Annotated in this window: 29 protein-coding genes, 1 tRNA gene and 2 pseudogenes; 2 read left to right on the top strand and 30 right to left on the bottom strand. The window is 39.3% G+C overall.

Translation table 11 applies throughout. The features are described from left to right. Position 1 precedes the first annotated feature (1 nt). The 10 genes and pseudogenes from ABZ559_RS04245 to ybeY form a co-directional block, all read right to left on the bottom strand. The gene (locus ABZ559_RS04245; RefSeq protein WP_367007329.1) at positions 2-430 is read right to left on the bottom strand and encodes a hypothetical protein; all 429 of its coding nucleotides are present in this window, start codon (positions 428-430) and stop codon (positions 2-4) included. Then, the gene (dcm, locus tag ABZ559_RS04240) at positions 414-1,769 is read right to left on the bottom strand and encodes a DNA (cytosine-5-)-methyltransferase (protein ID WP_367007328.1); all 1,356 of its coding nucleotides are present in this window, start codon (positions 1,767-1,769) and stop codon (positions 414-416) included. The genes ABZ559_RS04245 and dcm overlap by 17 nt, the downstream gene beginning before the upstream one ends. Before the next feature lie 157 nt (positions 1,770-1,926). Then, positions 1,927-2,751: a replication initiator protein A gene (locus ABZ559_RS04235; RefSeq protein WP_367007327.1), complete on the bottom strand. Its 825-nt coding sequence runs from the start codon at positions 2,749-2,751 to the stop codon at positions 1,927-1,929. Beyond that, complete coding sequence (locus tag ABZ559_RS04230) at positions 2,748-2,921, bottom strand: hypothetical protein (protein WP_003052100.1); 174 nt, start codon at positions 2,919-2,921, stop codon at positions 2,748-2,750. The genes ABZ559_RS04235 and ABZ559_RS04230 overlap by 4 nt, the downstream gene beginning before the upstream one ends. Positions 2,922-3,087: 166 nt before the next feature. After that, a pseudogene (locus ABZ559_RS04225) lies at positions 3,088-3,237 on the bottom strand (DNA mismatch repair protein MutT); the annotation flags it as partial. Next, positions 3,234-3,593 carry a hypothetical protein gene (locus ABZ559_RS04220; protein WP_367007326.1) on the bottom strand — a complete coding sequence of 120 codons (360 nt, stop codon included), beginning with the start codon at positions 3,591-3,593 and terminating at the stop codon, positions 3,234-3,236. The gene ABZ559_RS04220 and the pseudogene ABZ559_RS04225, both read right to left, overlap by 4 nt. After that, positions 3,574-3,774 carry a hypothetical protein gene (locus ABZ559_RS04215; protein WP_367007325.1) on the bottom strand — a complete coding sequence of 67 codons (201 nt, stop codon included), beginning with the start codon at positions 3,772-3,774 and terminating at the stop codon, positions 3,574-3,576. Before ABZ559_RS04215 ends, ABZ559_RS04220 begins: the two co-directional genes overlap by 20 nt. A gap of 24 nt (positions 3,775-3,798) precedes the next feature. Then, positions 3,799-4,698, bottom strand: coding sequence for a GTPase Era (gene era / locus ABZ559_RS04210; RefSeq protein ID WP_273414167.1), 900 nt, complete (start codon positions 4,696-4,698; stop codon positions 3,799-3,801). Positions 4,699-4,745: 47 nt separating this feature from the next. Further along, positions 4,746-5,153 carry a diacylglycerol kinase family protein gene (locus ABZ559_RS04205; protein WP_018374834.1) on the bottom strand — a complete coding sequence of 136 codons (408 nt, stop codon included), beginning with the start codon at positions 5,151-5,153 and terminating at the stop codon, positions 4,746-4,748. Further along, positions 5,134-5,631, bottom strand: coding sequence for an rRNA maturation RNase YbeY (gene ybeY / locus ABZ559_RS04200; protein ID WP_018374835.1), 498 nt, complete (start codon positions 5,629-5,631; stop codon positions 5,134-5,136). The genes ABZ559_RS04205 and ybeY overlap by 20 nt, the downstream gene beginning before the upstream one ends. A 792-nt stretch (positions 5,632-6,423) precedes the next feature. On the opposite strand from ybeY, the gene ABZ559_RS04195 reads away from it, so the two are divergent. Both ABZ559_RS04195 and ABZ559_RS04190 read left to right on the top strand, forming a co-directional pair. Beyond that, complete coding sequence (locus ABZ559_RS04195; protein WP_273414742.1) at positions 6,424-7,908, top strand: DUF1846 domain-containing protein; 1,485 nt, start codon at positions 6,424-6,426, stop codon at positions 7,906-7,908. A gap of 158 nt (positions 7,909-8,066) precedes the next feature. Then, positions 8,067-9,544 (top strand): annotated as a pseudogene (locus ABZ559_RS04190) (IS1182 family transposase). A 32-nt stretch (positions 9,545-9,576) separates the two neighbouring features. On the opposite strand, the gene ABZ559_RS04185 reads toward ABZ559_RS04190, so the two are convergent. The 20 genes from ABZ559_RS04185 to ABZ559_RS04090 all read right to left on the bottom strand — a co-directional run bounded on the left by ABZ559_RS04185 (position 9,577) and on the right by ABZ559_RS04090 (position 26,477). Continuing rightward, positions 9,577-10,038, bottom strand: a complete 462-nt coding sequence (locus ABZ559_RS04185; RefSeq protein WP_018374837.1) for a YtxH domain-containing protein — start codon at positions 10,036-10,038, stop codon at positions 9,577-9,579. 40 nt (positions 10,039-10,078) lie between these two features. Then, complete coding sequence (locus ABZ559_RS04180) at positions 10,079-10,495, bottom strand: DUF948 domain-containing protein (RefSeq protein WP_367007324.1); 417 nt, start codon at positions 10,493-10,495, stop codon at positions 10,079-10,081. Between the two features lie 14 nt (positions 10,496-10,509). Beyond that, positions 10,510-11,292 carry a prolipoprotein diacylglyceryl transferase gene (gene lgt / locus ABZ559_RS04175; protein WP_367007323.1) on the bottom strand — a complete coding sequence of 261 codons (783 nt, stop codon included), beginning with the start codon at positions 11,290-11,292 and terminating at the stop codon, positions 10,510-10,512. Then, positions 11,285-12,220, bottom strand: a complete 936-nt coding sequence (gene hprK, locus ABZ559_RS04170) for an HPr(Ser) kinase/phosphatase (protein WP_018374840.1) — start codon at positions 12,218-12,220, stop codon at positions 11,285-11,287. Before hprK ends, lgt begins: the two co-directional genes overlap by 8 nt. A gap of 448 nt (positions 12,221-12,668) precedes the next feature. Beyond that, positions 12,669-12,944 (bottom strand): PspC domain-containing protein, encoded by a 276-nt coding sequence (locus tag ABZ559_RS04165; RefSeq protein ID WP_018374841.1) that lies wholly within the window; start codon positions 12,942-12,944, stop codon positions 12,669-12,671. A gap of 85 nt (positions 12,945-13,029) precedes the next feature. After that, entirely contained in the window at positions 13,030-13,461 is a 432-nt protein-coding gene (locus tag ABZ559_RS04160) for a SprT family protein (RefSeq protein ID WP_083907180.1), read from the bottom strand. Further along, the gene (locus tag ABZ559_RS04155) at positions 13,448-15,580 is read right to left on the bottom strand and encodes a Tex family protein (RefSeq protein ID WP_367007322.1); all 2,133 of its coding nucleotides are present in this window, start codon (positions 15,578-15,580) and stop codon (positions 13,448-13,450) included. Before ABZ559_RS04155 ends, ABZ559_RS04160 begins: the two co-directional genes overlap by 14 nt. Before the next feature lie 281 nt (positions 15,581-15,861). Next, positions 15,862-17,817: a fructose-specific PTS transporter subunit EIIC gene (locus ABZ559_RS04150; RefSeq protein WP_367007321.1), complete on the bottom strand. Its 1,956-nt coding sequence runs from the start codon at positions 17,815-17,817 to the stop codon at positions 15,862-15,864. Next, positions 17,814-18,725 carry a 1-phosphofructokinase gene (pfkB, locus tag ABZ559_RS04145; RefSeq protein ID WP_367007320.1) on the bottom strand — a complete coding sequence of 304 codons (912 nt, stop codon included), beginning with the start codon at positions 18,723-18,725 and terminating at the stop codon, positions 17,814-17,816. Before pfkB ends, ABZ559_RS04150 begins: the two co-directional genes overlap by 4 nt. After that, positions 18,722-19,465: a DeoR/GlpR family DNA-binding transcription regulator gene (locus ABZ559_RS04140; protein WP_277290744.1), complete on the bottom strand. Its 744-nt coding sequence runs from the start codon at positions 19,463-19,465 to the stop codon at positions 18,722-18,724. The genes pfkB and ABZ559_RS04140 overlap by 4 nt, the downstream gene beginning before the upstream one ends. A gap of 147 nt (positions 19,466-19,612) precedes the next feature. Next, positions 19,613-20,629, bottom strand: a complete 1,017-nt coding sequence (locus ABZ559_RS04135; RefSeq protein WP_277290740.1) for an NAD(P)/FAD-dependent oxidoreductase — start codon at positions 20,627-20,629, stop codon at positions 19,613-19,615. Next, entirely contained in the window at positions 20,630-21,139 is a 510-nt protein-coding gene (locus ABZ559_RS04130) for a GrpB family protein (RefSeq protein WP_277290739.1), read from the bottom strand. Positions 21,140-21,190: 51 nt separating this feature from the next. After that, positions 21,191-21,928, bottom strand: a complete 738-nt coding sequence (gene trmD, locus ABZ559_RS04125) for a tRNA (guanosine(37)-N1)-methyltransferase TrmD (protein WP_317334641.1) — start codon at positions 21,926-21,928, stop codon at positions 21,191-21,193. Then, positions 21,918-22,436, bottom strand: coding sequence for a ribosome maturation factor RimM (gene rimM, locus ABZ559_RS04120; protein ID WP_018374850.1), 519 nt, complete (start codon positions 22,434-22,436; stop codon positions 21,918-21,920). Before rimM ends, trmD begins: the two co-directional genes overlap by 11 nt. Positions 22,437-22,518: 82 nt before the next feature. Then, a tRNA-Glu gene (locus tag ABZ559_RS04115) sits at positions 22,519-22,590 on the bottom strand. Positions 22,591-22,943: 353 nt separating this feature from the next. Continuing rightward, positions 22,944-23,183, bottom strand: a complete 240-nt coding sequence (locus tag ABZ559_RS04110) for a KH domain-containing protein (protein ID WP_012658259.1) — start codon at positions 23,181-23,183, stop codon at positions 22,944-22,946. Positions 23,184-23,197: 14 nt separating this feature from the next. Then, positions 23,198-23,470 carry a 30S ribosomal protein S16 gene (gene rpsP, locus ABZ559_RS04105; protein WP_018374851.1) on the bottom strand — a complete coding sequence of 91 codons (273 nt, stop codon included), beginning with the start codon at positions 23,468-23,470 and terminating at the stop codon, positions 23,198-23,200. Positions 23,471-23,616: 146 nt separating this feature from the next. Then, positions 23,617-24,366 carry a class I SAM-dependent methyltransferase gene (locus ABZ559_RS04100; RefSeq protein WP_367007319.1) on the bottom strand — a complete coding sequence of 250 codons (750 nt, stop codon included), beginning with the start codon at positions 24,364-24,366 and terminating at the stop codon, positions 23,617-23,619. 91 nt (positions 24,367-24,457) lie between these two features. Next, a complete protein-coding gene (locus tag ABZ559_RS04095; protein ID WP_277290736.1) occupies positions 24,458-25,042 on the bottom strand; it encodes a VTT domain-containing protein in 585 nt (194 codons plus the stop codon). Positions 25,043-25,250: 208 nt separating this feature from the next. Further along, positions 25,251-26,477: an ABC transporter permease gene (locus ABZ559_RS04090; protein WP_018374854.1), complete on the bottom strand. Its 1,227-nt coding sequence runs from the start codon at positions 26,475-26,477 to the stop codon at positions 25,251-25,253. Positions 26,478-26,488 lie beyond the last annotated feature (11 nt).

The following is a 26,488-nucleotide window of genomic DNA, read 5'->3' as shown; positions in this document are numbered from 1 at the left end:
CCTACACAGATAGCTCCTTCTCTAATGCTTGAGTTGGTGGAGTAAACACCTTACTCATATCGATGGGTGACCGACCTTCACCGAAGCACTTCACTGTTATTAATGTGGTGACGACATCATTCTTATCATTCCAAGAATAGCCTTGCCCATATGCCCTAAAGGCGAGATTGTTCTCATCCGTTAGATAAGTATCAACACCATTTTTGATGTCTTGGGTTTCAATAAATTCAAAAATACGATGTAAGTTGGACTCATAAGCTAACGGATAATTCATTTCTTTGTGGTAGTTATCTTCAAAAGTGACATCAATGTCACAATCATAATTGGGTAAAGAAGCAATCATTTCCGAAAATCTCTCTACTTCTGCTTGATGTATGGCTTCTTCTAGCTCCGTACAGTTCCTAATACTTTTACTATGTAATAATTTCATGTTTTTCTTCCTCTTCAATCTTTCTAAATTCTCTAGCAATGGCTTCAATAACAGTGACGGTCACGCTATTGCCTGCTTGTTTATACAACTGACTTTTACTGGATACGTTCTCAGCTCTGTCAAAAGCCCAATCAGGAAACCCCTGAAGTCTAAAACATTCTCTTGGGGTTAGGCGTCTGATTCTCAAACGATACAGTTTTCCATCTAGGATTATTCCAGTCACTTCATACCACTTGTCCTTACGGTACTCCAAAGCAGCAACAACCACTCCCATATTGTCAGAAGTGGTTAAAGTATTTGAAATTCCCTTTCCCACTCGTCCTCTGCGTTTGGTAGACTCTGGGTAAGCAAGGTTGACAGAATCTCCCACTATTGCCTTGGCATAGCCTAGTTTGGTCACTTCCCTAATTTTCAAATGCGGTGCTTCCTCACGACAGAGAATCTTAGGAACTTTATCCCCTCCTTGCATGGTTGTCAACGTTGGAGAAAGCCCTGAAAGGTCATAGACACGTCCAGTTTGGATAAAAGAAGTTGGTAAAGTTCCTGCGACAACTACACCATGCCGATCTTGGCTAGTTAAAGTAAACATTGGAGCATCGTTCCCTTTAAAACGTCTCCCATGTTGGCGTTTTTCTAGCCTATCAGGGGTTAAAACTGGAATGGCAATTTTAGTTCCTTCTCCTTTTCCTCTTGTTAAGGTTGGTGCTAGCCCACGTGATAAATAGACTTCTCCATTCATCCCTTTGCCTGACGGATTGACATTTCCTAATCGTTCAAGACCAGCTGAGCTGTTTTCTCCTCTGAGAGGAAATAGGAATCGGGGACGGTATCTTCTAGAATGTCCGATAATAAAAATTCTTTCACGGTTTTGCGGCACTTGGAAATCTTTACTGTTAAGCACCTGCCATTCAACATCATACCCCAACTCATCCAATGTGGTGAGGATTGTTCGAAATGTCTCTCCCTTGTCGTGACTGAGTAAGCCCTTGACATTTTCGAGAAATAAAAAACGTGGTTGGATCTGTTTGGCCGCTCGAGCAATCTCGAAGAACAAAGTTCCCCTAGTATCCTCAAATCCCAATCGTCTGCCTGCGAGTGAAAATGCCTGGCAAGGGAATCCCCCACAGATGATGTCCACTTGCCCTCTAAGTTGTCTAAAGTCTTGGTCTGTGACTTGTCTAATATCATGAAATTCTATTTCTCCTTCGGTCTCATAGATGGCCTTGTAAGATTTCCTCGCAAACTTATCAATCTCACAAAAGCCAATACACTCATGGCCCTGACGAGTTAACCCCAGTCGAAAGCCTCCAATTCCTGCAAACAAATCTAAAAACTTCATGTCTCTCATTCCTTTCTGACAAAATTAAAAAGGACCTTACTTCTTGCGTAACGTCCTTGCTTAACAATGATCTTCCATTTCTGGGTCAGTGATAAGTTCAAAAATGAACCAAATCATTCCTAATCCCCAAATACCTAATAATATCCACCAAAACATCTTACTCACCCCCTTTTAGTTCTTTTAAGCGTTGGACCTTGGTCCATTCGGATAAGACGCCATTAAAGACATATTCCGCTATCGTTTCTGTTCTGTCCGCAAACCTCATATTCTCTAAAGCGTACTGATACCGATGATCAAAATAAATCATAGCATAATCACTAGCAGCCTGTGAAAGACCAACTTGTCTCAACTGGTCATGAACCAAGCCCCAAATGTAGTCTTTGTCGTATCTTGTGACTCGGTCTACTTTACGTTGAAAATTGTCATTGTCATTTTTCTTACTTGTTAGACTTTCTTTCTCCTCCTCGTCCTCAACGACTGACTCACTCTCTTTAGTTTCACTCCTATCAGTCTCACTAACTTCAGTCTCACTAGTGGCTGAATTTAAGACTGGCCCCGGCTGATTTTGATACCCCCCTGGTATTTTTTGAACACTACCCCCGTTTGAATTTGAGACTTGGGTAGGTTCATGTTCCAACTCCCCCAAATAAATCTTATTGGCCATTCGTCCTTTTTCACTGGAAGATTGTTGGACTTCATCTATCAAGCCATACTCTCGTAACGTTTTCTTGATAGCAAGTAACTTAGATTTGGAACAGCCAAGTAGTGCCATGAGTTTGGAGTTGGAATAGACCAAATAGATAGCCCCATCTTCATCTATCCACCCTCTACTTAATGACAATTCCAAACGGTCTTTTAGAACAGCATAAGCAACCTTAACCTCAAGTTTCATATCCTTGTAGCGTTCGCTCTCAAATAAGAGTTTAGGGAGCTTATAATAACGCTCTGACGTTTGATAGTGATTTGCGGTGATACGTTTCATGATTGTCCCTCCAACACTAATAGACCAACATTTCCTAACTCATCAAATTGAATTAGCCCTGACTCTTCCATTTCAGCAATTAACTGAGTTGCTTTCTCAATATTTATTCCCATGATAGCCATGAGATGGCACATCACAATTTGCCGTGATGACTGTTCTTCCTTTTGCATGATTTTCCTCCTGAAACAAAAAAAGCGAGAACACTTATTAAAATGTTCTCGCTAAAGCGATATTATTTATAAAATCTAAAAAATTCCTCCTTAATGACAGATTGTAGAACGCTCAAATCCTTGATTTAACAGCGTTTTAAGCACCTGTCATTATTATGACACAATCCCCGCCTGGAATGGCCCAGGTCTTTTTATCACCGCGTAGCTGCAGGAGCACACGCCCCTCATCATCTGACAAAATACCACCCGCAAAAGTCAGCAAGACCTTGTCATGCCCGACTTTTGAGCGGATGTAGGAAATGTAGTCTTGGTTCATTTGATTTCTCCCAAAATTCCTTTACAACGTTCTTGGAACGCTTGATACATAGGATCGTTGTGCAATAAGTCAGCAAACATATCCTGAAAAATTTGATATTTGTATTGCAAATAACTGTGTGTGTTAAAATCGTTCACATAATTCACAAAAGGTAAATTGCAGTACAAATCTGCTGTCTTAATCAATGCAGCAGATTTTCCAAAAGTTCTAATGCGGTTGAAGTGCTCTTGAGTTTGCTCTCTTTTATCCTCAATCTTTGGATCAAAAGAGAGCGCTGACACCAAATCTGATATTTCCTTTCCAAAACCAGCTTCAATCTCTTTTTCGGTCACATCACTATCTTCTATACAAATCATGTAAAACTGCAGCAATAACTATGTTTCTAGAATAGTTTAACTCATAAAGTATTGTTGCTACCATAATACTGTACGTGACAACTGGCTTCGGATCATGTCCAGATTTTGACATATTTTCTGCTAGAAAAATAAACGCCTTGTCCATCTCCCTCTCAAGATTGATGTCATGATGTTGGTACATGAACTCCTCCGATTAAATGAATTCTTAATACTCCTTCTCATTATATCCAAAGTCAGCAAGGTCCAGTTTCTTATCACGCCAGTTCTTCTTGACCTTAACCCAAGTTTCGAGGTAGACCTTGTCACCCAGCATGAGTTCAATATCGCGGCGAGCCATCTTGCCGATTTTCTTGAGCATAACTCCTTGCTTGCCAATGATGATACCTTTTTGGCTGTCACGCTCAACCATGATCGTTGCTCGGATATGGACCTTATCGGTCTCTTCATCGCGTTTCATAGAGTCAACGATAACGGCAACAGAGTGTGGCACTTCTTGTTCAGTTAGTTTCAAAATCTTCTCACGAATCATTTCAGATACCAAGAAACGTTCCGGATGATCAGTAATTTGGTCTTCTGGGAAATATTGGAAGCCTTCTTCCAGATTATCCTTGAGAATGGTCATCAGAGTTTCAACATTGTTACCTTGCAGTGCCGAGATTGGAACAACTTCCTTGAAATCCATCTGACTACGGAAGTCATCAATCTGCTCCAACAACTGATCTGGATGCACCTTATCAATTTTGTTGATAACCAGAATAACTGGAATTTTAGCAGCCTTGAGGCGTTCCATAATCATATCGTCGCCTTTACCGCGTTTTTCATCGGCAGGTACCATAAAAAGCACTGTCTCAACTTCACGCAAAGTTGAATAGGCCGACTCTACCATAAAATCACCCAGAGCCGTCTTAGGCTTGTGGATGCCCGGGGTGTCAATAAAGACGATTTGCTCGGTCTCCGTCGTGTAAATGCCCATAATCTTATTACGAGTCGTTTGTGCTTTATCACTCATGATAGCAATTTTTTGTCCCATGACGTGATTTAAAAAAGTCGATTTCCCAACATTGGGACGACCAAGTATCGCTACAAATCCTGATTTAAATGTCATATAATCTCTTTTCTGTATATAGTAAGTCTTTTTTCTTATCAGCTATGCTATTGTCCAAAAATCATGGCAATAATTTTCGGAACAAAAATAATTAAGCCTGTCACCACAGCATAGCCAGAAATGACTAGAACCGCACCAGCAGCCATGTCTTTAGCATTCTTAGCCAACATCGAAAAATGATAGTTACTAGCTAAGTCAACCACATTTTCAATAGCAGAGTTGATGATTTCAAAGGTGATAACCAAAAAAATAGCTAAGAGTAGAAAGAGCCATTCAATGGCTGTAATCTGAAAAATCGCTCCAGCAACTGTAACCAAAATCGCCGAAATAGCATGCTTACGCATGTTTCTTTCTTCCTTAAAGGCTGTAATCACACCAGTAATAGCAAACTCCATACTGGCGACTAGATCTCTATTCTTCCACTTTTTTTGTGGATTATTGTCGCGTAAGTCCATAAGCAGTCAATATCTCTTCCTGTAAGGTGAACATTTCTTTTTCTTCTTCGGGAGTATAATGGTCATAACCGTTGATATGCAAAAAGCCGTGCACCGCTAGAAAGCCCATTTCACGTTCAAAAGAGTGACCGTATTCATTGGCCTGTTCGCGCGCTTTGTCAATAGAAATAAAAAGTTCACCGATATAGCTGTCAAATTCAGCAAGCATCTCTACCAGTTCAGGATTATCTTTCAACTCTTCTTCATCAAAGGCAAATGGTACTTCAGGTTTGTATTCCAAGCTGATGACATCTGTCGGACGATCCGTATCACGGTATTCCAAATTTAATTCATGGCTCCGCTCATTGGTCACAAAAGTCACAGCCATCTCCTTGTTTTGTTTGCCTAACTTTTCAGCAGCAAAATTCAGCAAGTCCAACGTCTGCTGCTTAATCTCTTCAGAAACTTGACCAGTTTCATCAAACATCTCAACGTACATAATTAATATATAAGGACGTAAACCACAAAACGACATTAGGCTTGAGGTGTATCATCAAGCATGTGGTCATGTTCAATCAACTGCCTACACAAATTTGTAGACACTGATTATCCTTATTCCTTCCCTTTGTTTTCGATATCTCTAACCATTTTATTATATCACAAGAAGAAAGAAAAAGGGAGCACGAAGAAACCTCAAGCCAAATTGAGGCTGAGCAAAAAGCCCAGCACCGCTTCTCAGAGTTCTTGTCAACATCTCATCGCAGTGGTTGATTGGGGTTAACAGTCCAGTGGACTGTTAAAGGTTGGAGATAAGGTTTGCGAAGCAAATCTCAGCAATTCGTGTTTCACACTCCAAATCTGACCTCTACGACTGATGCGAACAGAGTTCGCTTCATTTCCAACCTCAAAAAGTTCACTGAACCTTTTGAGGTGTACGGGGGGTGGGAGTAAAATAGTCCAGTGGACTATTTTAGCCCGAACCTAGATGTTTGGAAGTGAGGAGAACTCTTTTAGACTTATTGAGTTCTTTCCCACTCCCATAAAACCTTGTTTTTAAACATTTACTTCTCCACCATATTTGAAAACTGACTAACTGTACAGTAAAGACATGGAAAAGTTTTGTTTTCAGAATGGTGTGTTTCATTCAAACATTCCCTTTTAGGAGAAAATTCTGCTATAATACCGTTGATCTGAATTAGCTACTTAAAAAATTTTCTATCAAACTTAGAATTTGATATAATAAGGTATTAACTTTGGAAAGGAAGATTTGGGTTCACGCCCACTCTGTCACATGAAAACAATTGCCTTTGATTCTGAAAAATATCTAAACTTGCAACGCAATCACATTCTGGAACGCATCAATCAATTCGACGGAAAACTTTACCTAGAATTTGGTGGTAAGATGCTGGAAGATTTTCATGCTTCCCGCGTCCTTCCTGGCTATGAACCTGACAATAAAATAAAACTCCTTCAAGAACTAAAAGAAAAAGTCGAGATTGTCATTGCTATCAATGCTAACAACATTGAACATTCAAAGACACGAGGTGACCTAGGCATTTCCTATGATCAGGAAGTTTTTCGGCTTATTGATAAGTTTAAAGATTTAGATATTTATGTTGGTTCAGTTGTTGTCACCCAATACACGGGACAGCCCGCTGCCGATAACTTCCGCAAACAATTAGAAAAAAATGGCATCACGTCTTATCTCCACTACCCAATCAAAGGGTATCCGACAGACATTAATCATATCATTTCCTCAGAAGGCATGGGGAAAAATGACTACATCGCAACTAGCCGAAATCTCGTGGTTGTGACAGCGCCTGGACCTGGTTCGGGAAAATTAGCCACCTGCATGTCCAATCTCTATCATGACCAGATAAATGGCGTGACTTCTGGCTATGCCAAGTTTGAAACCTTCCCCGTTTGGAATTTGCCTTTGCATCATCCTGTCAATTTAGCTTATGAAGCCGCAACTGCTGATCTTGATGATGTCAATATGATAGACCCTTTCCATTTAGAAACTTACGGTAAAACAACCGTAAACTATAACCGTGACATCGAAATTTTTCCCGTTGTCAAGCGTATGTTAGAACGCATTTTAGGCAAGTCTCCTTATGCTTCTCCCACCGATATGGGAGTAAACATGGTTGGATTCTCCATCATTGATGAGAAAGCTGCTATTGAAGCCTCTAAGCAGGAAATCATTCGCCGTTACTATCAGACCTTAGTAGATTTCAAGGCAGAACGTGTCACTCAAACAGCCATCAAAAAAATTGAGCTCTTGATGAATGACATCAACATCACTCCTGAGGATCGTCAGGTGGTCCTATCCGCTCGTGCCAAGGAAGAAGCCACTGGAAATGCTGCCCTAGCTCTGCAATTACCAAATGGCGATATTGTTACGGGGAAAACATCCGAATTTTTCGGACCATCAGCTGCAGTTCTTATTAACGCCGTTAAAAATTTAGCACAGATTGATAAAACAACACCGCTAATTGAACCAGAATACATCATTCCTATCCAAGATTTGAAAATCAACTATCTAGGAAGTAAAAATCCAAGACTCCATTCTAACGAAATCCTAATTGCCCTTGCCATTACAGCACAAGTAAGTCCTGAAGCAAGACACGCAATGAATCAATTAGCCAACTTAAAAGGCAGTGAAGCCCACTCAACAGTTACCCTACCTGAAGAAGATAAAAATGTCTTTCGAAAACTCGGAATCAATGTCACCTTTGACCCCGTTTATGAACAGGATAAGCTTTATCGTAGATAATTCAAAGGCCTGGCTCTCTAACGCAAAAGCAACGGTATTAATACCGTTGCTTCAGAATGAAGACAAAGTCGTTAGAATTGTATTTCTAACGGCTTTTTCATGCGTAAAGTAATATAATAGAGATAGGAATCCAGTTAATAAGCAGAGGGAGAATCGCTATGTTACACAAAGAAAATCCAGATTACAATCGCGGTCAATTTGGTTTCTACAGTTTAGATGACCTTGTTCCTCAAGATCATCTCCTTCGTCAAATAGAGGAAGCTATTGACTTCTCCTTTATCTATGACTTAGTCGCAGATAGCTATAGCGATGAAACAGGGCGTCCTAGTCTTGACCCTGTTCTGCTCATTAAAATTCCAATCCTTCAGTGTCTCTTCGGCATTCGTTCCATGCGCCAAACCATTAAGGAAATTGAAGTGAACACTGCCTACCGTTGGTTTCTTGGTCTTCGACTGGATGATAAGGTGCCTCATTTCACTACCTACGGAAAGAACTATGTCCGTCGTTTCCAAGATAGACAGGTTATTGAAGGCATTTTCACCCATATCTTAGGGCTCTGTGTCAATGCAGGCTTCATAGATCCAACAGAAATTTTCATTGATGGTACTCATATCAAGGCTGCAGCGAATAACCGTAAATTCATCAATCGTGAAATTGAAAAGCAAGGCAAGTTTATGAGTGATCAGCTAGAGATTGAAATCAATAGGGATAGAGAAAAGCACGCAAAAAAGCCGCTAGGGCTCGCAAAAGAGCCGGAGCCCGTCGCTAAGAAAATTTCCACAACTGACCCAGAAAGTGGTTGGTTTCACAAAGGAGATCATAAAGAGGTGTTTGCCTATACAGCTCAGGTGGCTTGTGACAAGCATGGTTGGGCTCTGGCTTATAGCGTTGAGGCTGGCAATGTCCATGACAGTCAGGCCTTTCCTGCACTCTTCGCTAAACTCCAACCCTTTCAGCCTAGCTTTCTCATTGCCGATTCTGGCTATAAGACCCCAAGTATCGCTCGCTTCCTCCTAGAACAAGAGATTACTCCAGTCTTTCCGTATACACGACCGAGAGGAAAGAAGGGAAAACTGCGGTCTAAGGACTTTGTTTATGATGAATACTATGACTGTTATATCTGTCCTGAGAATCAGGTCTTAACCTATCGCACTACAACCAGAGAAGGTTATCGGGAATATAAGAGTGATCCAGCTATCTGTGCTACATGTCCACTCTTATCCATTTGTACAGAAAGCAAGAACAAGCAGAAAGTGGTAACGCGACACATTTGGAAAGAGGCTTTAGAAACCTGTGAAGAGATTCGACATCGAAAGGGCATGAAGGAGCTCTACCAGAAGCGCAAAGAAACCATTGAACGCCTCTTTGGGACAGCCAAAGAGTACCACAATCTTCGTTATACAAGAGAGAAAGGCAAGTCCAAAATGGAAGATAAAGTTGGACTGACTTTGGCGTGTTTAAATCTAAAGAAATTGGTAAAAATAAGGGCAGGGAAGCCTTTTTATATTGTACAAATACCCTCTATTTTAGTAAAAAGAGGCGATTTAAATTCTATAAACAGAAAAAGACAAACATCAATCGAGATATTTGTCTTCATTCTGAAGCAACGGTATTAATACCGTTGCTTTTGCATTAGTTGGGGATAATTTTGTTCCCGACTCTTTTTAACTAAACTTCATCACTAGAATCTTTCTCAGTGTCTTTGCTTTCAGATGATGGGTAATCAATAATGATATCTTCTTCAGTGTTGTCTTCTTTAATATCAAAGTCGGCATCAACAGTAACATCATCATTTGGTTTCTGATTTTCTGTTATCTCAGATACCTTTTCAGCAATAAAGTTCAAGGCATCTTCACCTTTTGTTTTAACAGTGGCAAGCACGTCATCAACCGTCAACTCACCAGATTCAAATCTTTCTTTGTAGTCATTAAACGTATCGGTTGCCAAATTAGTATATTCTGCGGTTTTTTCTTTAGCCTTTTGATGGTATTCGTCAGGATTCTCTTTATAGGCTTCGTAAGCTTTAGTAGCTCGTTCTTTGATTTCTTTACCTTTTTCCGTTGATAGGAAGTAAGCTGCCGCAAAACCTGAAACGGCACCTACGATAACTGTTTTAAAAAATTTATTCATCTTTCTCCTCCAAACAAAAAATATCTTTCAAACCGGTAAACTATGATTTACCTTTTTTAGAAAATAGTTTTGAAGCAACTCTACCGACAGCAAGTGCTGCACTAGCTTTTCCTGCAGTTGAAGTGGCGGAAGTAGCTCTTTTACTGAGATAGCGTGCCTGTGTGTTAAGATCAGACACACTTTCAGATAAGTCAGCAATTGCTACAAAAAGTGGATCGATTGTTGCGACCTTTCCATTAACATCCTCCACCAAAACATTAGCCTTGGCTAAAATGTCGTTCGTCTGATGAAGAGTGATGTTTATGTCACTTGACAATACCTTCAAGGTTTGCTTTGTTTCATCAATAGTTTCATTTATAGCCTCTACTGTGCGGTGAAATTTAATAACAACGGGAATGCACACACCAATTAAAATAGCAAATGCAATCGCAATAATTAATAAAGCAATACCAACCATAAATTCTCCTTTTTCTAATTTTGATAATATGGAATAGACTTTTTATACCGTCGCCAAACCATTAGCAAAAATCCAGTAAAAACTAATACTGCTGATAGCCACTGTGACACACGTAAACCACCAAGCATCAAACTATCTGTTCTCATTCCCTCAATCACGAAGCGACCACAGCCATACCAAATTAGGTAGAAGCAAGCGACTTCACCTTGCTTGAGAAGCTGAGGCTTACGTCGTAAAATGAGAATAATGACAAAACCTAAAATATTCCACAAGGACTCATATAAAAAAGTGGGCACTCGATAACTACCATCAATATACATCTGCTTACGAATAAAATCAGGAAGGTAATCTAGTGATTTAACCGCTTTGCCATAGGCTTCTTGATTGATAAAATTACCCCAGCGACCGATTGCCTGTGCAATCATCACCCCTGGTGCAGCAATATCCAAAAAATCAATTGGATTGATGACACGATAGTAAGAAAAAGCAAAAAGAACAATCGCTCCTGTAATCAAACCGCCATAAATGGCAATCCCACCATGCCAAATAGCAAGCATTTCAATAAAAGGTTGGGTAGAGTAATAATCCCAGTCAAAGATAATGTAGTAAAGACGTGCACCTAAAATTGAGAGAGGAAATGCTATTAAAATAAAGTCTAAAATATCATCCGACTTAATCTTTTTGCGAGACGCTTCTCTCATAGCCAGATAAACTGCCAAAACTACACCTGACATGATACAAAGGGCATACCAACGAATCATTAACGGCCCCAATTGAATTGCAATAGGATCAATCATCTGCGGCCTCATTCTGACTAATTAGTTGGGTCAAGCGCTCTTCAAATGTTTTAGTCGCATCATACCCCATTTGTTTAGCACGATGGTTCATAGCTGCTGCCTCAATGACAACTGAGACATTTCGACCTGTTTTAACTGGAATACGAATACGAGGAATCTTAACACCCGATAATTCAATTTCCTCATTCCCATTACCCAGACGATCAAAGACCTTATCTGACTCAAAGTTCTCCAAGTAAACAGCGAGTTGTACTTGTGAAGAATCTTTGACAGCACTGGCACCGTAAAGACTCATAATATCAATAATACCAACACCACGAATTTCCAATAAATGCCTAAGAACCTCAGCTGGCTCACCCCAAAGCGTTTCTTCATCTTTGGCAAAAACATCTACACGATCATCTGCAACCAAACGATGTCCACGCTTAACCAATTCAAGTCCAGTCTCACTCTTACCGATACCTGAATCTCCCTGAATCAATACTCCCATTCCATAAATATCCATGAGGACTCCGTGAACACTCGTACGTTCAGCCAAACAAGAATCCAGATACCATGACATCTCTCCGGATAAGTGACTAGTAGAGACATGACTCTGCAAGATGGCTAATCCTCTTTCCTTCGCTGCACGATGCATTTCCTCTGGAATATCCAAATTACGTGCAACCACAACTGCAGGAGTCTCAGGTCTAAACATTTCTATCAATACTTGATAACGGTTATGTTCCGTCATCTTCATGAGATAGGACCATTCTTTCATCCCCAAAAGTTGTAAACGTTCAGGGGAATAGTAATCAAAATATCCAGTCATCTCTAAACCTGGTCGCGAAATATCAGCTGTTGTAATTTCTTTAGCCAAAAGTTCCTCATCACCATAGATAACAGAAAGTTTGACCTTTTCAACTAGCATTTTTACAGTAACTACCATAATTTCTCCTTTGGTAGTATTATACCATAAATACCTTCAAAGGAAAGCGCTAACCAATTTTCAGAAAAATAAAATTCGTTACATAAAAAAACAAAAAGCATATTGCTAAAAAGGACAGAGAGCCTGCCCCTATCCTATCATCATAAACGGTTTAATCGGCGCTGGATAGTCATTACTCTGTGAAAACCAGACAGCCATTCAAAGTCTATAAATAGAGCGAATATCATCTATATTAGCCCTGTGTAAAATAGAATGCTGCCACTTTTTAGTTTTCGGGGGGGCAGACTGTCGCAAGACTCCGCTGGAGATTTGCAATCAGCAAACCAAGTCAACAAGGTTTGAAGACGATTTTCGAAGAGTAGAATTCTTAAAAAGTAAGAGCTACGCAATACTAGGTTCCTGTTATTACCTAGAACAGCTAGACTCAGTCTAAGACGTAAAGATAAATTTACCAGAACCAACCGTCATTATTGTCATCATTAACAACATCTGCATCTTTTCGACGACGTGGTCCTGTCCCAAAATCCTCTCGAATGATATCTTCCTTGTAAGGCAAGAAAATTGCTAGTAAGATATATAAAACAATGCCAAAGCCTGTAAAATACATAAGTAGGGCTGTTAGTACACGTGTCAAAGGTAAATCCCAACCAAACTTATCCGCTAGTCCTGCACAAACACCACCAACGACTTTTCCCTTTCGCACTTTATAAAATGTCGATTTCATCTTTTGATCCTCTCTAACAATTTCTATGTTACTAGTATAACTCATTTCAGGTAAAATAAAATCAGCCTTACGACTGATTTTAACATTATTGCAATTTTAACTTCCCTAGGCATCTTCCGCAACGAAATTTTTTGGTGTCAACTAGACGTTTTCGGGGATACTGTTGCCCGCATTTTTGACAACAGTAGATATGGTAACTTGCCTCTTCTTTTTGAGATTTTGGCGCATAGCGAAGCCCATCGACTTTTTGTAAAAGTGTTTTAAAATCAGTATCTTGATGTCTGTAGCCTTTTTTCTCAAAATAAAGATGATAATGGCAAAGTTCATGCCGAACAATCCTTCTGAAGATTTCTTGGCCAAATTCTTCATACAGTTTGATGTTAAAGTCCAGATGCCCATCTTTTGGAAAAAATCGTCCTCCAGTTGAACGTAATCGGCTATTCCAAACTGCCTGATGCCTAAACGGCTTACCAAAATCTTCCTCTGAAACCTTTTTCACATAATCAGTTAAGTTCACGCAAATCTACCAAAGACAAATTGATTTTGCCACGCTCCTTATCAATTTTCGACACCCAAACGGTAACAACATCTCCAACTGACACTACTTGGCTTGGGTGCTTGACAAAGGAATTACTCATTTGAGAAATGTGTACGAGCCCATCATCATGAAGACCAATGTCCACAAAAGCACCGAAGTCCACAACATTTCGTACCGTTCCTTCCAATTTTTGACCGATTTCAAGATCTGAAATATCAAGAACGTCTTGGCGGAGAACTGGTGCTTCAAATTCATCACGTAAATCTCGGCCTGGCTTTAGCAAGTCAGCAATAATATCCTTAAGTGTCTCTTGACCAAGTTGCAACTGCTCTGCCATCTCCTCAAGATTGATTGCCAGCAGTTTTGCCTTAGCTGAGTCATCCAATTCAACGATATCAAGTAATCCCAGCAATTTTTCGACAGCCTTATAACTTTCTGGGTGAACCCCTGTGTTATCTAAAATATTTTCAGCATTGGGAATACGCAAGAAACCTGCTGCTTGTTCAAATGCCTTGGCACCCAGACGTGGAACTTTTTTAATTTCTTCACGGGAGTGAATCCGGCCATTTTCTTCACGATATTTAACAATATTTTCTGAGATTGTCTTATTCAGTCCCGATACATGAGACAAGAGAGCAGGACTGGCAGTATTGACATTAACACCGACTTGGTTTACCACCGTATCAACCACAAAGTCTAAGTTGTCCGCTAGTTTTTTCTGGCTGACATCATGCTGATACTGACCGACACCAATAGACTTTGGATCAATCTTAACTAGTTCTGCCAAAGGATCTTGTAATCGCCGAGCAATGGAAATAGCAGAGCGTTTTTCAACGGTCAAATCTGGAAATTCGTGACGAGCCAACTCTGAAGCTGAGTAAACAGAAGCTCCGCTTTCATTAACGATGACATAGCTAACTTGAGGAAAATCTTTGAGCACCTCTGCCACAAAGGCCTCGCTTTCTCGGCTAGCAGTACCATTTCCAATAGCAATAATTTCCACACCAAATGTTCGGATTAGTTCTGCTAAATCAACTTTAGATTGTTCAATTTTTACTCTGCTAGCTGGCGGTACTGGATAGATGACTTGGGTCGTCATAAGCTTACCTGTCTGGTCAACAACAGCCAACTTTGCACCTGTACGAAAAGCGGGGTCAAAGCCTAGTACCACCCTTCCTTTGAGAGGAGAAACTAAGAGTAGATTGCGCAAGTTTTCAGAAAAGAGACCGATAGCACCATCTTCTGCTTTCTCTGTCAATTCTGTTCGAATGCGACGTTCCATGGCTGGTACAATTTTTTTCTTGATTGTTTGATTAATTACCTCGTCAATATAGACGTTTTTATCTTTAAAACGCGCTCCCATGAAGCGTAACATTTTCTCAACATTATGCTCAAATCCAACCTTTAGAATATCCAGTTTTTCCCCACGATTGAGAGCAAGTATGCGGTATCCTTGAATATCGTTAACTTTTTCACTGAAATCATAGTAGATTTGAAAAGTTTTATTCTCATCAGCAGATTCATCTTTAAGTTTTGAAACTATAAAACTGTACGACCAGATATCGTTATAGACCCAAGAACGGAGTTTATTATCCTCTGAAAATGCTTCAACCAAAATATCAACTGCACCAGAGAGCGCCTTGTCTGTTGATGGGAAAGCTTCATTAGTATAACTCGCTGCTTCGGCTTCAAGGGATGGCTTATTTTGTAAAATGAGGCGAGCCAGAGGAAAAAGACCTGCCTCACGTGCAATGGTTGCTTTCGTACGACGCTTCTCCTTGTAAGGTAAATAGAGTTCTTCAACATCAGCCAACTTATCAGCTTCGGCAATCGCCCGTTGAAGTTCTGGAGTCATTTTACCTTGCTCTTCGATTTTGGCGAGGACTGCTACTTTACGCTCCGCCAAAGTTGTCATACTCTTATCCAAGTCAATAATTGTCTTGATCTGTACCTCATCCAGATTTCCCGTCATTTCTTTACGGTAACGTGCGATGAAAGGAATGGTATTTCCCTCATTCGTCAATTCCAAAACCTTTTCAATTTGATGTTCATTGATACCCAATTTTTGGGCAATTTCTTTAATATTTGAATTTTCCATAACTCCCTCATTATAGCACATTTAGGAAGAAACTCAAAGTAACCATAATGCTTGTATCCTATAATGATACGATAAAAAAAGAGGTTTTCCATCTTCTACATAGTTGATGAGATCATGCTTATACTCTTTGAAAATCAAATTCAGATATTGTTGTCCTGATTTGATGAACTTCAGTTCTATCCTAGACAAAATAGAAATACCGACTATGAGAAAAGAGACTGGACTTAAGTCCAGTCTCTGATTTTGGATAGGATAACCAACCGATTATACCCAAACTAAGTTTATTTTACTTTACGTAGAGCTCCGAAAAGAATACCAGATACGATAGCTCCAATTAGAACAAACAGAATGTAGAGCAACGGATTTGAAGTAAGTGCAATAACGAAAATTCCTCCGTGTGGCGCCATCAGTTTAATCCCTGCCAAGCCGACAAGTGCACCTGCAAGAGCTGAACCAACCATAAAGCTAGGAATAGCACGCGCTGGGTCAGCAGCACCAAATGGAATTGCACCTTCAGTAATAAATGAAAGCCCCATAACGATATTGGTCAAACCTGAATCACGTTCTTCTTGAGTGAATTTATCTTTGAAAAGAAGAGTTGCAACAAATACAGCCAATGGTGGAACCATACCTCCAGCCATAACCGCTGCCATGACTACTGAACCGCCATCAGCAATACTTGCTGCCAAAGTTCCTGTCCCAAAAACATAGGCCGCTTTATTGACTGGACCACCCATATCAACAGCCATCATACCACCGACTAGCAAGCCTAAAAGGACAGCGGAACTTCCTGACAATCCCGTCAAGAAATCATTAAGGGCGGTGTTGATAGCAGACATTGGAATATTGACAGCCAACATCAAGAGTCCTGTAATCATAACACCAAGAAGCGGCAAGATAAGGATTGATTTTGCCCCTTCCAGTGAGCGAGGAACTTTGACATATTTTTTCAAGCAGTTAACAACCCAGCCAGCCAAGAAACCACCTACAAGTGCACCTAAGAAACCTGAAGGAACACCAGCAAGACTAGCAGTTACTTCTCCACCAGCAGCGAAAGCAACTTTTCCATAAGCCAAACCACTTGAAGCAATAGCTCCAGCCACAAAACCTGAAACCAAACCAGGTTTTTCAGCGATAGAATAAGCTACGTAACCAGCAAATACTGGAAGCATGAAACCAAATGCTGCACTACCGATTCCTTTAAAGATCGCTGCAAGTTCATGATACGATCCAAGATTTGATAGCTGATCTTTTGGAACACCCATGATATTATCAAAGAGAAAGGCCAACGCAATCATAATACCGCCACCAATAACAAATGGAAGCATCTGAGACACACCACTCATCAAGTGCTTGTAGAAAGCTCCACCAAGAGTTAACTTTTCTTCCGAGGTAGCCTCACCTTGTGCACCATCCTTAGCAACGTAAACATCCGCTTGATCGTTTAAGATAATAGTGATCAATTCTTCAGTTTTCTTAATACCATCTGCTACTGGACGCGATACCAACGGTTTGCCATTGAAACGTGGCATATCAACAGCCTTATCAGCGGCGATGATAACACCTTTGGCTCGCTTGATATCATCAGCAGTCAATTTGTTACCGACTCCCGAAGCACCATTTGTTTCAACTTTGATGCCGACACCCATTTCAGCAGCTACTTTTTTCAAGGATTCTTCTGCCATATAAGTATGTGCAATACCAGTTGTACAAGCCGTAACAGCAACGATGAAATCTTGACCTTCTTTTGGAGTAGTTGTTTGGTTTGCATCGGCTTTATTATCATCTTCAGCAGCATCAAAAGTTGCAATCACTTCATCAGCTGATTTTACTTGACGTAATTTGTCAGCAAAGCCATCCTTCAACAAGTATTTAGACAAGTCAGCCAAGGCTGCCAAGTGAGTATCATTAGCCCCATCTGGTGCAGCAATCATAAAGAACAAATCTACTGGAGCACCATCAAGCGCTTCATAATCAACACCACTAGCTGATTTCGCAAAAAGGACAGTTGCTTCTTTAACTGCAGCATTTTTGCTGTGAGGCATTGCGACACCTTCTCCCAAACCGGTTGTCATTTGTGCTTCACGATTCATGATACCAGCCTTAAACGTATCAAAATCACTAACAATTCCTTTATTGACAAGATTAGTAATCATCTCATCAATAGCCGCTTCTTTAGAAGTTGCTTTCAAATCCAAAAGCATGACATCTTTTTTCAAAAGGTCTTGAATTTTCATAGTTTTTCTACCTCTACTTTTTCATAAGTTTCTTTGATATGTTCAGCAGTCGCCAAGTCATCTGAGAAGGTTGTAGCTGTCCCACAGGCAACTCCCCATTTTAGTGCTTCAACTGGATTACCAGATTTGACAAATTCACCTGTAAAACCTGCAACCATAGAATCACCAGCACCTACAGAGTTCTTCACATTTCCTTTGATCGGTTTGGCAAAGTATGCTGCTTCAGGAGTAACTAAGAGAGCTCCGTCACCAGCCATCGAAATAATGACATTTTTAGCACCTTTAGCGAGAATTTCTCGGGCATATTTTTCAATATCAGCTAGTCCATTTAATTCAACGCCAAAGATGTCTGCAAGCTCATGATTATTTGGTTTCACCAAGAGTGGGTTATAAGCAAGAGAATCCAACAAAGTTTGTCCTTCAAAATCACAAACAACTTCTGCACCCGCTTTTTTAGCAATTGGGATGAGAGTGTTGTAAACTTTGTTCCCCAAACTTGCAGGAGCTGAACCTGCGAATACTACTGTATCATGACTAGTGAGACCAGCCAAGATAGCTTCCAATTCAGCTAATTTTTCACCTGAAATCGTTGGCCCAGCACCATTGATTTCTGTCTCTTGCCCTGCCTTAATTTTAACGTTAATACGAGTGTCTTCCTCAACATGGACAAACTGAGTTGAGATAGACTCTGCAACCAAACCATCTTCGACAAATCGTCCTGTAAAACCACCGATAAAGCCTGTGGCAGTGTTGTCAACATTCAGTCGTTTTAAGATACGGCTGACGTTAATCCCTTTTCCACCCGCAAATTTATCATCGCTGTCCATGCGATTCACTGCGCCAATCTCAAGCTGATCTAGACGAACAATAAAATCAATGGATGGATTGAGAGTAACAGTGTAAATCATACTTCAATAACCTCCGTTTTCTCCTTAATTTTTTCTAGAAGGGCTCCCTCAGATTTTGTTGTAATAAGACTTACATCTTCAATCCGGGCTACCTTGACAAAAGAAACTTGTCCCAGCTTAGTGGCATCTAGGAGGACATATGACTTTTGTGCATTTTCAATAATAGTTCTCTTAATTGCTGCTTCTTCAATATCTGGGGTTGTTAGAAATTCCTCATCAACACCATTCATACCAATGAACGCTTTATCAAAATTAAGTTGAGAAATTTGTTCAACTGCAACTCTACCAATACTAGCATCTGTAGAATTCTTAACAAAACCACCAATAATAATTGTTTTAAAATTTTTATCAACTAATTTGGCGGCATGATGAATAGAATCTGTCACTACTGTAAGATTCTCTTGATATAAAAGATCAACTAACAATTCTGTTGTTGTCCCCGCATCAATAAAAATCACATCTCCATCATTTATTAAAGTCGATGCTTTATTAGCCACCAAAGATTTGTGATGAACGTTCTTGATAGACTTTTGTTTGTTGGTCAGTTCTTCACGAAGAGAGTGGTGAAGTTCAGCCCCCCCATGAACGCGGTGAAGCTTACGCTCACCCTCCAACTCATCCAAATCTCGGCGAACTGTTGACTCCGATGTTTGTAAGAGTTCAACTAACCCTTCTAAAGTCACAAAACTATCTTCAGTAATTTTTTCCATAATCAGTTGTTTGCGTTTTGACTTAAGAATAATATCACCTCCTGAAATCGTTTACAGCTATATTATATTATATTTTTTAACAATGTCAAGCATTTTCTATCAAATTCTCTCACAATTTTTCTATTTTCTATCATTTTATGTCATTTTCAGAAAAAAAGAACCGATTTCCAAAAGAAATCAGTCCTTCACCGTTTCGTCCTGAATCAATGAGGTCGAGTGAACCGCACGATTATCACGGTCTGGATATATATATTTGATAGCTTGGTTGATTGCAGTCGGTGCTTCTCCAAAACCAGTCGCAATCAAATCAACCTTACCTTCGTATTCGGCTGCATCACCAATCGCATAAACACCTTCTTGGCTCGTTTCAAAAAGCGGAGACACGTTAATGCTTGAGCGTTTGTAGTCAATATTCCAGTTTTTAAGATTTTTATTTGATGTCGAAAAGCCAAAACTAACAATAAGAGAATCTAACGGAAGTTCAACTGTCTTGTCAGACTTAACTTTCTGCACAGTCAAACTAGTCACCTTACCATTTTCACCACTCAATGATAAAGGTACATAAGGTGTCAGAATTTGAACACCTGATTCTTTGAGTAACTCAACACTATGCTCATGTGCACGAAAAGCATCACGACGGTGGATAAGGGTTACACTATCGGCAATCTTATCAAGGGCATTTGCCCAATCTACTGCCGAATCACCACCACCACAGATAACCACTCGCTGCCCCGCAAACTGATCTAACTTGTGGACATTGTAGAAAAGGTTATTGTCAGCATAGTCTTCTTCACCGTCCACCCCCAGAGGACGTGGTGTAAAAGCACCATTACCACAGGCAATAATGATACATTTTGACAAATGTTGCGCTCTGTTTGTTTGAATAGTGAAAAGATTATCTGTCTTTTCAAAGCTTAGCACTTCTTCCTTTAAACAAATGGTAGTACGGTCTTCAAAGCGTTTGAGCTGTTCAATGAGTCGTTCTACTAACTCACCTGCTGGTATAGCGGGAAATCCAGCTACATCATAAATTATTTTTTCTGGATATAAAACGGCAGGTTGTCCACCAAGTTCTGATAAACTCTCAATAATTTTTACTTTCATTCCACGTAAGCCAGCATAAAAAGCTGCAAAGAGTCCCACAGGACCACCACCAATAATTGTAATATCATATATTTCACGATTTTCTGACATTTATTTTTCCAACTCCTTATAAATTTCTTCAATGACTGATGATTTATAAGCCATATAGCTCTCGATATCTTTGGGAAATAGCTGCGCTGCTTTCAGTTTAATAGCTCCATAAGTCTTAACAGCAGCAGGGTGACTACGCATATAATCACGAAAAGCAAGATGACGTTTCAACTCGGATGAATTTTCAGGACAAACATAAAGATGATGGCTTTGCAAATGCTCTTTACCAGAATACGTAAAAGCTTCCCTGCCTTCAATCCCTAGATTACCTTCATGCTGATAACCAATGGTAGCCAAGCTTTTAACAACACTTGGAAAATCCTTTGATAAGATGACAACGTCAATATCAATTATAGGCTTTGCTGCTAATCCTTCAACAGCTGTACTTCCAACATGCTCAATTCTGATAGCTAACTCACTAAGAACAGTTCGCAATTCTTGCGCAATTTTTTCAAAATCATCTTTCCAACTCTCTTGGTAGGGAAGAACAATCACCTCTTTTGTCCGCATGAAACCTCCACAAAAATAAAGAGACATACAATCCGCATGCCTTCTATTATATCACATATTTTTAGCTTTCACGTCTTTCTCTGCAAGAATCTTTCGAAAAATAGCCTCTTCTTCCTCACTAAAAACATAATTTTCTAATAAATCTGGACGACGCTCCAAAGTCTTACGCAAACTTTGCTCCAAGCGCCAAAGACGAATGTTCTCATGATGCCCTGACATAAGAACATCAGGTACTTTCATACCGCGAAAATCGTAAGGACGGGTATACTGAGGATATTCAAGCAAACCTGATGAAAAGGAATCATCCTGATGACTGGCTTTCTTTCCTATAACATCTGGAATAAGTCGCACTGTCGCATCAACTATGGTCATCGCAGCCAGTTCTCCCCCCGTTAAAACAAAGTCACCCAAAGAAACTTCGTCCGTCACTAGGGTTTTAATCCGCTCATCATAACCTTCATAGTGTCCACAAATGAAAATCAATTCATTTTCTTGAGACAGTTCTTCAGCGAAAGTTTGATCAAATTTACGCCCCGCAGGATCTAATAGAATAACACGTGGCTTCTGAGCGTTGATTTTCTCAATTGTGTCAAAAATAGGCTGCGCTCGCAAAAGCATCCCTTGCCCACCACCGTATGGCTCATCATCAACATGACGAGCTTTTTCTGCATTTTTACGAAAATTATGGTAGTTGATTTCTAGTAACCCTTTTTCCTGAGCTTTGCCAACAATGGAATGTTCAAGGGGAGCAAACATTTCTGGAAAAAGAGTTAGAATATCAATCCTCATCGTCAAGTCCTTCCATTATTTCCACATCCACACGATTGTTGGGAATATCTACATTTAAAATAACTGGGGGAATATAAGGTAAAAGTAAGTCACGCTTACCCTTACGTTTGACCACCCAGACATCATTAGCACCAGGTTGCAAGATTTCCTTAACCTGTCCAATTAGAACATCTCCTTCATAAACCTCAAGTCCAATAATCTCATGATAGTAGAATTCACCCTCATCAAGTTCAGATAAATCATCTTCTGCAACTTTAAGAGTAAAACCCTTGAATTTTTCAATAGCATTGATATGATACATACCCTTAAATTTAACAATATCAAAGTTTTTTTGCTTACGATGACTAGCAATTTCAACTTCCATGACAAAGTTATCTTTATCATCAAAAAGTGCCAATTTAGCACCTTTTTTAAAACGCTCGTTTGCAAAGTCAGTCACTGACAATACTCGCATTTCACCCTGAAGACCTTGTGTATTGACAATTTTTCCAACATTAAAATACTTCATATTATGTCCACCTACATTTAATCTTAAACATTTTACCACGATAAGAAAGAAAAAACCAGTCACTTTCAGCAACTGGCTAAGATAGTCCGTACGGGATTCGAACCCGTGTTACCGCCGTGAAAAGGCGGTGTCTTAACCCCTTGACCAACGGACCACATTCATTAACAGAACAAAAACTATTTTACTCTAAAATAAAACACTTGTCAATATCTTTTTTTACTTTTTTATCTTACTATGGAAATTATCTCCTAGTGATGTTAAAATACCAATGCAATTCAGACTAGTTCCATAAATGCATAAAGGCTTGAATGCGATTATGACGAACATAAAAATAATCCCTGCGGATCAATCATAAAATAAATTGTTGTCCTCTTTCGATCTGTCTTTTATCAATTTCCCTTACTTAAAACAATATGGGATAATGTTTTCAAAAAACTACAAATATAAAAAAGAGAAACAGGTCTTATACAATTACAAAGTAATCGCATAAGATCTGCTCCAAACTTTTTATTTCTCGTCAATAACAAGACGTACTTTTTTACCTTGGGTAGGTACCGAATAGACAATCGATCTTATCGCAGTAATCGTGCGACCTTTCTTCCCGATAACACGACCGATGTCTTGCGCATCTAAGTCAAGATGGTACTCTAAAAACTCAGGTGTATCTTCAATTTTTATAGTAAGATTATCTGGTTGTGAAATCAAAGGTTTCACAATAGCGATAATAAGATTTTCAATGGTATCCATAGGCTTTCAGTTTCTTATTTTGAGAATTTTTGTTCGTGGAATTTCTTCATAACTCCTTCTTTTGAAAGGATGTTACGTACTGTATCTGAAGGTTGCGCACCTTTAGCCAACCACTCAAGAACACGATCTTCTTTAAGTGTCACTTGGTTTTCAGCAACAAGCGGGTTGTATGTTCCAACAGTTTCGATAAAACGTCCATCACGTGGTGCACGCGAATCTGCTACATTGATACGATAAAAAGGTTTTTTCTTAGAACCCATACGAGTCAAACGGATTTTTACTGCCATTTTTTAAAATATCTCATTTCTTTTTATTATTTCTTTGCGTCCAATAGCAAAGCTATCAAACTACTTTATTTATTATAACATAAGAATCCTAGGTGTCAAGAAAAAATCTTGACAGATAAAAAGTTTTTTCCAGTTTTTACAATCCTTCACAATTTTATCACACCATAATGAAATTTCTGGTTAGGACGGCACTGTCTATCAAAACCAAAATCTTCAAAAACACTATCTCGAAAATGCGCCTTAACAATGATTTTCTTCCTAGCCACACGCACGGCCTCCACTAACCATTCGTCAGTAATCGTACTCTTATTAGCCAAGGGTTTTAGTCCAGAAAGGTTAGTTGATTCAGTAATAGTTTCTGAAAACATTGGATCACAATAAATGATATCAACTGATTTGCTAGGTTGTCTTCGCAAATAAAACATATTGTCAATACATTCTGTCTTGATTGTTCGCATAGCCTCATCCAGTAATGTATTTCCTGTTTCAAAGGTTTGCAAGCCCTTAGAAACAATCAAGTGAATGAGAGGTTGACTTTCCAGCGCTGTTACCTCATGCCCTGCGTAAGCCATGACTAGAGCGTCACTAGCCAATCCCATTGTTGTGTCAAGGATTGATAGTTTCTCCTGCCCAAGCAATTCCAAAAGTGGGTCGTGAGCACTCTTAATCCGAAGCATGGCTGTATCTGGATGAAAAGCCAGTTGACTTCCATCTTGGTTAACCAATACCAACTTATTCTCGTAAACCAAAAGCACATGATCATAAACTTTCAAAAACCTTTTCACCGATTGCTTGCGACGGTTCAGTACGGAATAACCCAATTTTTGACCTAATAGCTGCGCTTCTTTTTGTAGTTTGAGATTTTCTCCCAAACTCGTTGTTATCACAATTGTCATAGCTTTATTATAACAAATTTCAACAACAAATAAGAGAGTGAGGTAAAACTTTTAAAATGCTACAAAAGCTTCTCCCCAACTCTCTAAAAAATTATTTAAAAAACAATTTTCCACCATATATCCAGAAATAGCTGTAAGCTAAGATAGATATTGGCTTCGCTAACAAAATGATAAGAATAAATTTTCGATAAGACATTTTGCTTAGTCCAGTTATCATCACCAAAATATCAGCTGGAGATATAGGCGAAAGCATATTTAGAATGAAAAATCTTTCATAAGTCGGGCTAAATAATTTCCTCTCATAATGATAGTAGGCTTTATCGTCAATGAACAATAAGATGAACATTTTCCCGAAATGTCTGGTTAAGGCAAATAAGATGATACTTCCGATAATAATACCAACATAATTTAAGATAAAACCAAGGAAAGGACCAAATGCCATAAAACCAACTACTGTCGTCACTCCTCCTGGGATGATAGGAATAACAACTTGAATAATTTGTAAAAGCAGAAATACCAGCGTTCCCACCAATAAATGGTTCCTTAATAAATGTGCGAGAGCATTCGGATTATGAAGAATATCAAGGCCTCTCACCAAATAAACTAAAAAGGCGATTGTCAGCAAAATTGAAAAAATGCTGAAAAATTTAACGACCTTTCTCCCTAATTCGTACACACACTCACCTCCATTCTGGGATTTTCAAGCCATTTAAAGTTAAAAAGCTGTATTCACAGTTCAGCACTTTCATTTAAGGTTAGTTTTTCAGTTACTCATCGTTAGTTTTTTTCAAAATACAGCCAGTATTCCTCAAAAAATTGCCTTGATTAGCGAAAAACTATCTCTTATCTATAAGCACTTCACTTGTGAATACAAGCTCTAAAAATTACTCATAACGAAGGGCTTCAATCGGATCAAGTTTACTTGCCTTATTTGCGGGTAGAATACCAAAGATAATACCGATACCTGCTGAGAAAGCAATAGCAACAACAGCGACATTCAATGATACTGTTGCGCCTGGAAGTCTAAGCGCCTGTCCAAGAGTGCCAACCAAACAGTAAGCCAGACCAAGACCAACTAAACCACCAAGGATAGTCAACACAATGGATTCAATCAAAAATTGTGTCAAAATTTTACCACGTGTGGCACCAAGTGCCTTACGCAAACCAATTTCACGCGTGCGTTCCGTAACAGATACTAGCATAATATTCATAACACCAATACCACCAACTAAGAGGGAAATACCTGCAATTGCCCCAATAACTGTTGTCATAATGCCAAACTGTGTGTTAATCTCATTTAAGATTGAACTGTTATCTGGAACTTTATAAACACCGTCTTTGTCATGTGCCAAAGTAGTCAGTAATTTTGCTGCATTTTCACCAATCGTAGCGCTTTGAGTAGCATCAGTAATATGGAAAAACATCTGCCCTACCTCATCCGTCCCAAATTCAGAGGCAACTTGTGTGTTGGTCATGACTGCACTTCCACTCAAACCACCAATAGAAATGGCACTGGTTTTAGTTTTAAAAATGCCAACAACCAAATAATCCTTATCTCCCAAATTAACAACTTGGTTAAGGGCAGCCTTATATTGACCTTTACCAAAAAGACTATCTGCGCTCACCGTATCAAGCATAATAACACGTGAAAACTTATTATAGTCATTGGTTTGAAATTGACGCCCTGCAACAATGTCATAGTCTTTGACTTTAAAGTAATCTTTGCTAACCCCTGTAATCATCGAGTCCTTCACCTGTTTCTTTTGATAAGATATGGTAGATGAAGCACTATTTGTTACATAATAAGAATCAATGCCATCAACTGTATTTGCAATCTGATCTAGCCACTCCATCTTAATCTTGGTCGAACTAGACTGTGCAAAACCATAAAATGCTGCATAGGGGTCATCTTCAGCATCATTTGCTTGATAATAAAGCTGAATTTCTTTTTTATCACCTGTATAACTGTCTGCAACGCTTTTTTTCATGGAATTCCCAAGTCCCATAATAATGACGACTGCGGATACTCCAATGATAATTCCTAGCATAGTCAGGATAGACCGCATCTTATGAGCCCAAATTGAACTAAGGGCGAATTTCCAATTTTCCATAAAACTCCTCC

The organism is Streptococcus sp. ZY19097 (assembly GCF_040731245.1).
GTDB classification, from domain to species: domain Bacteria; phylum Bacillota; class Bacilli; order Lactobacillales; family Streptococcaceae; genus Streptococcus; species Streptococcus orisratti.
This window is presented reverse-complemented; position numbering and strand designations above follow the sequence as displayed.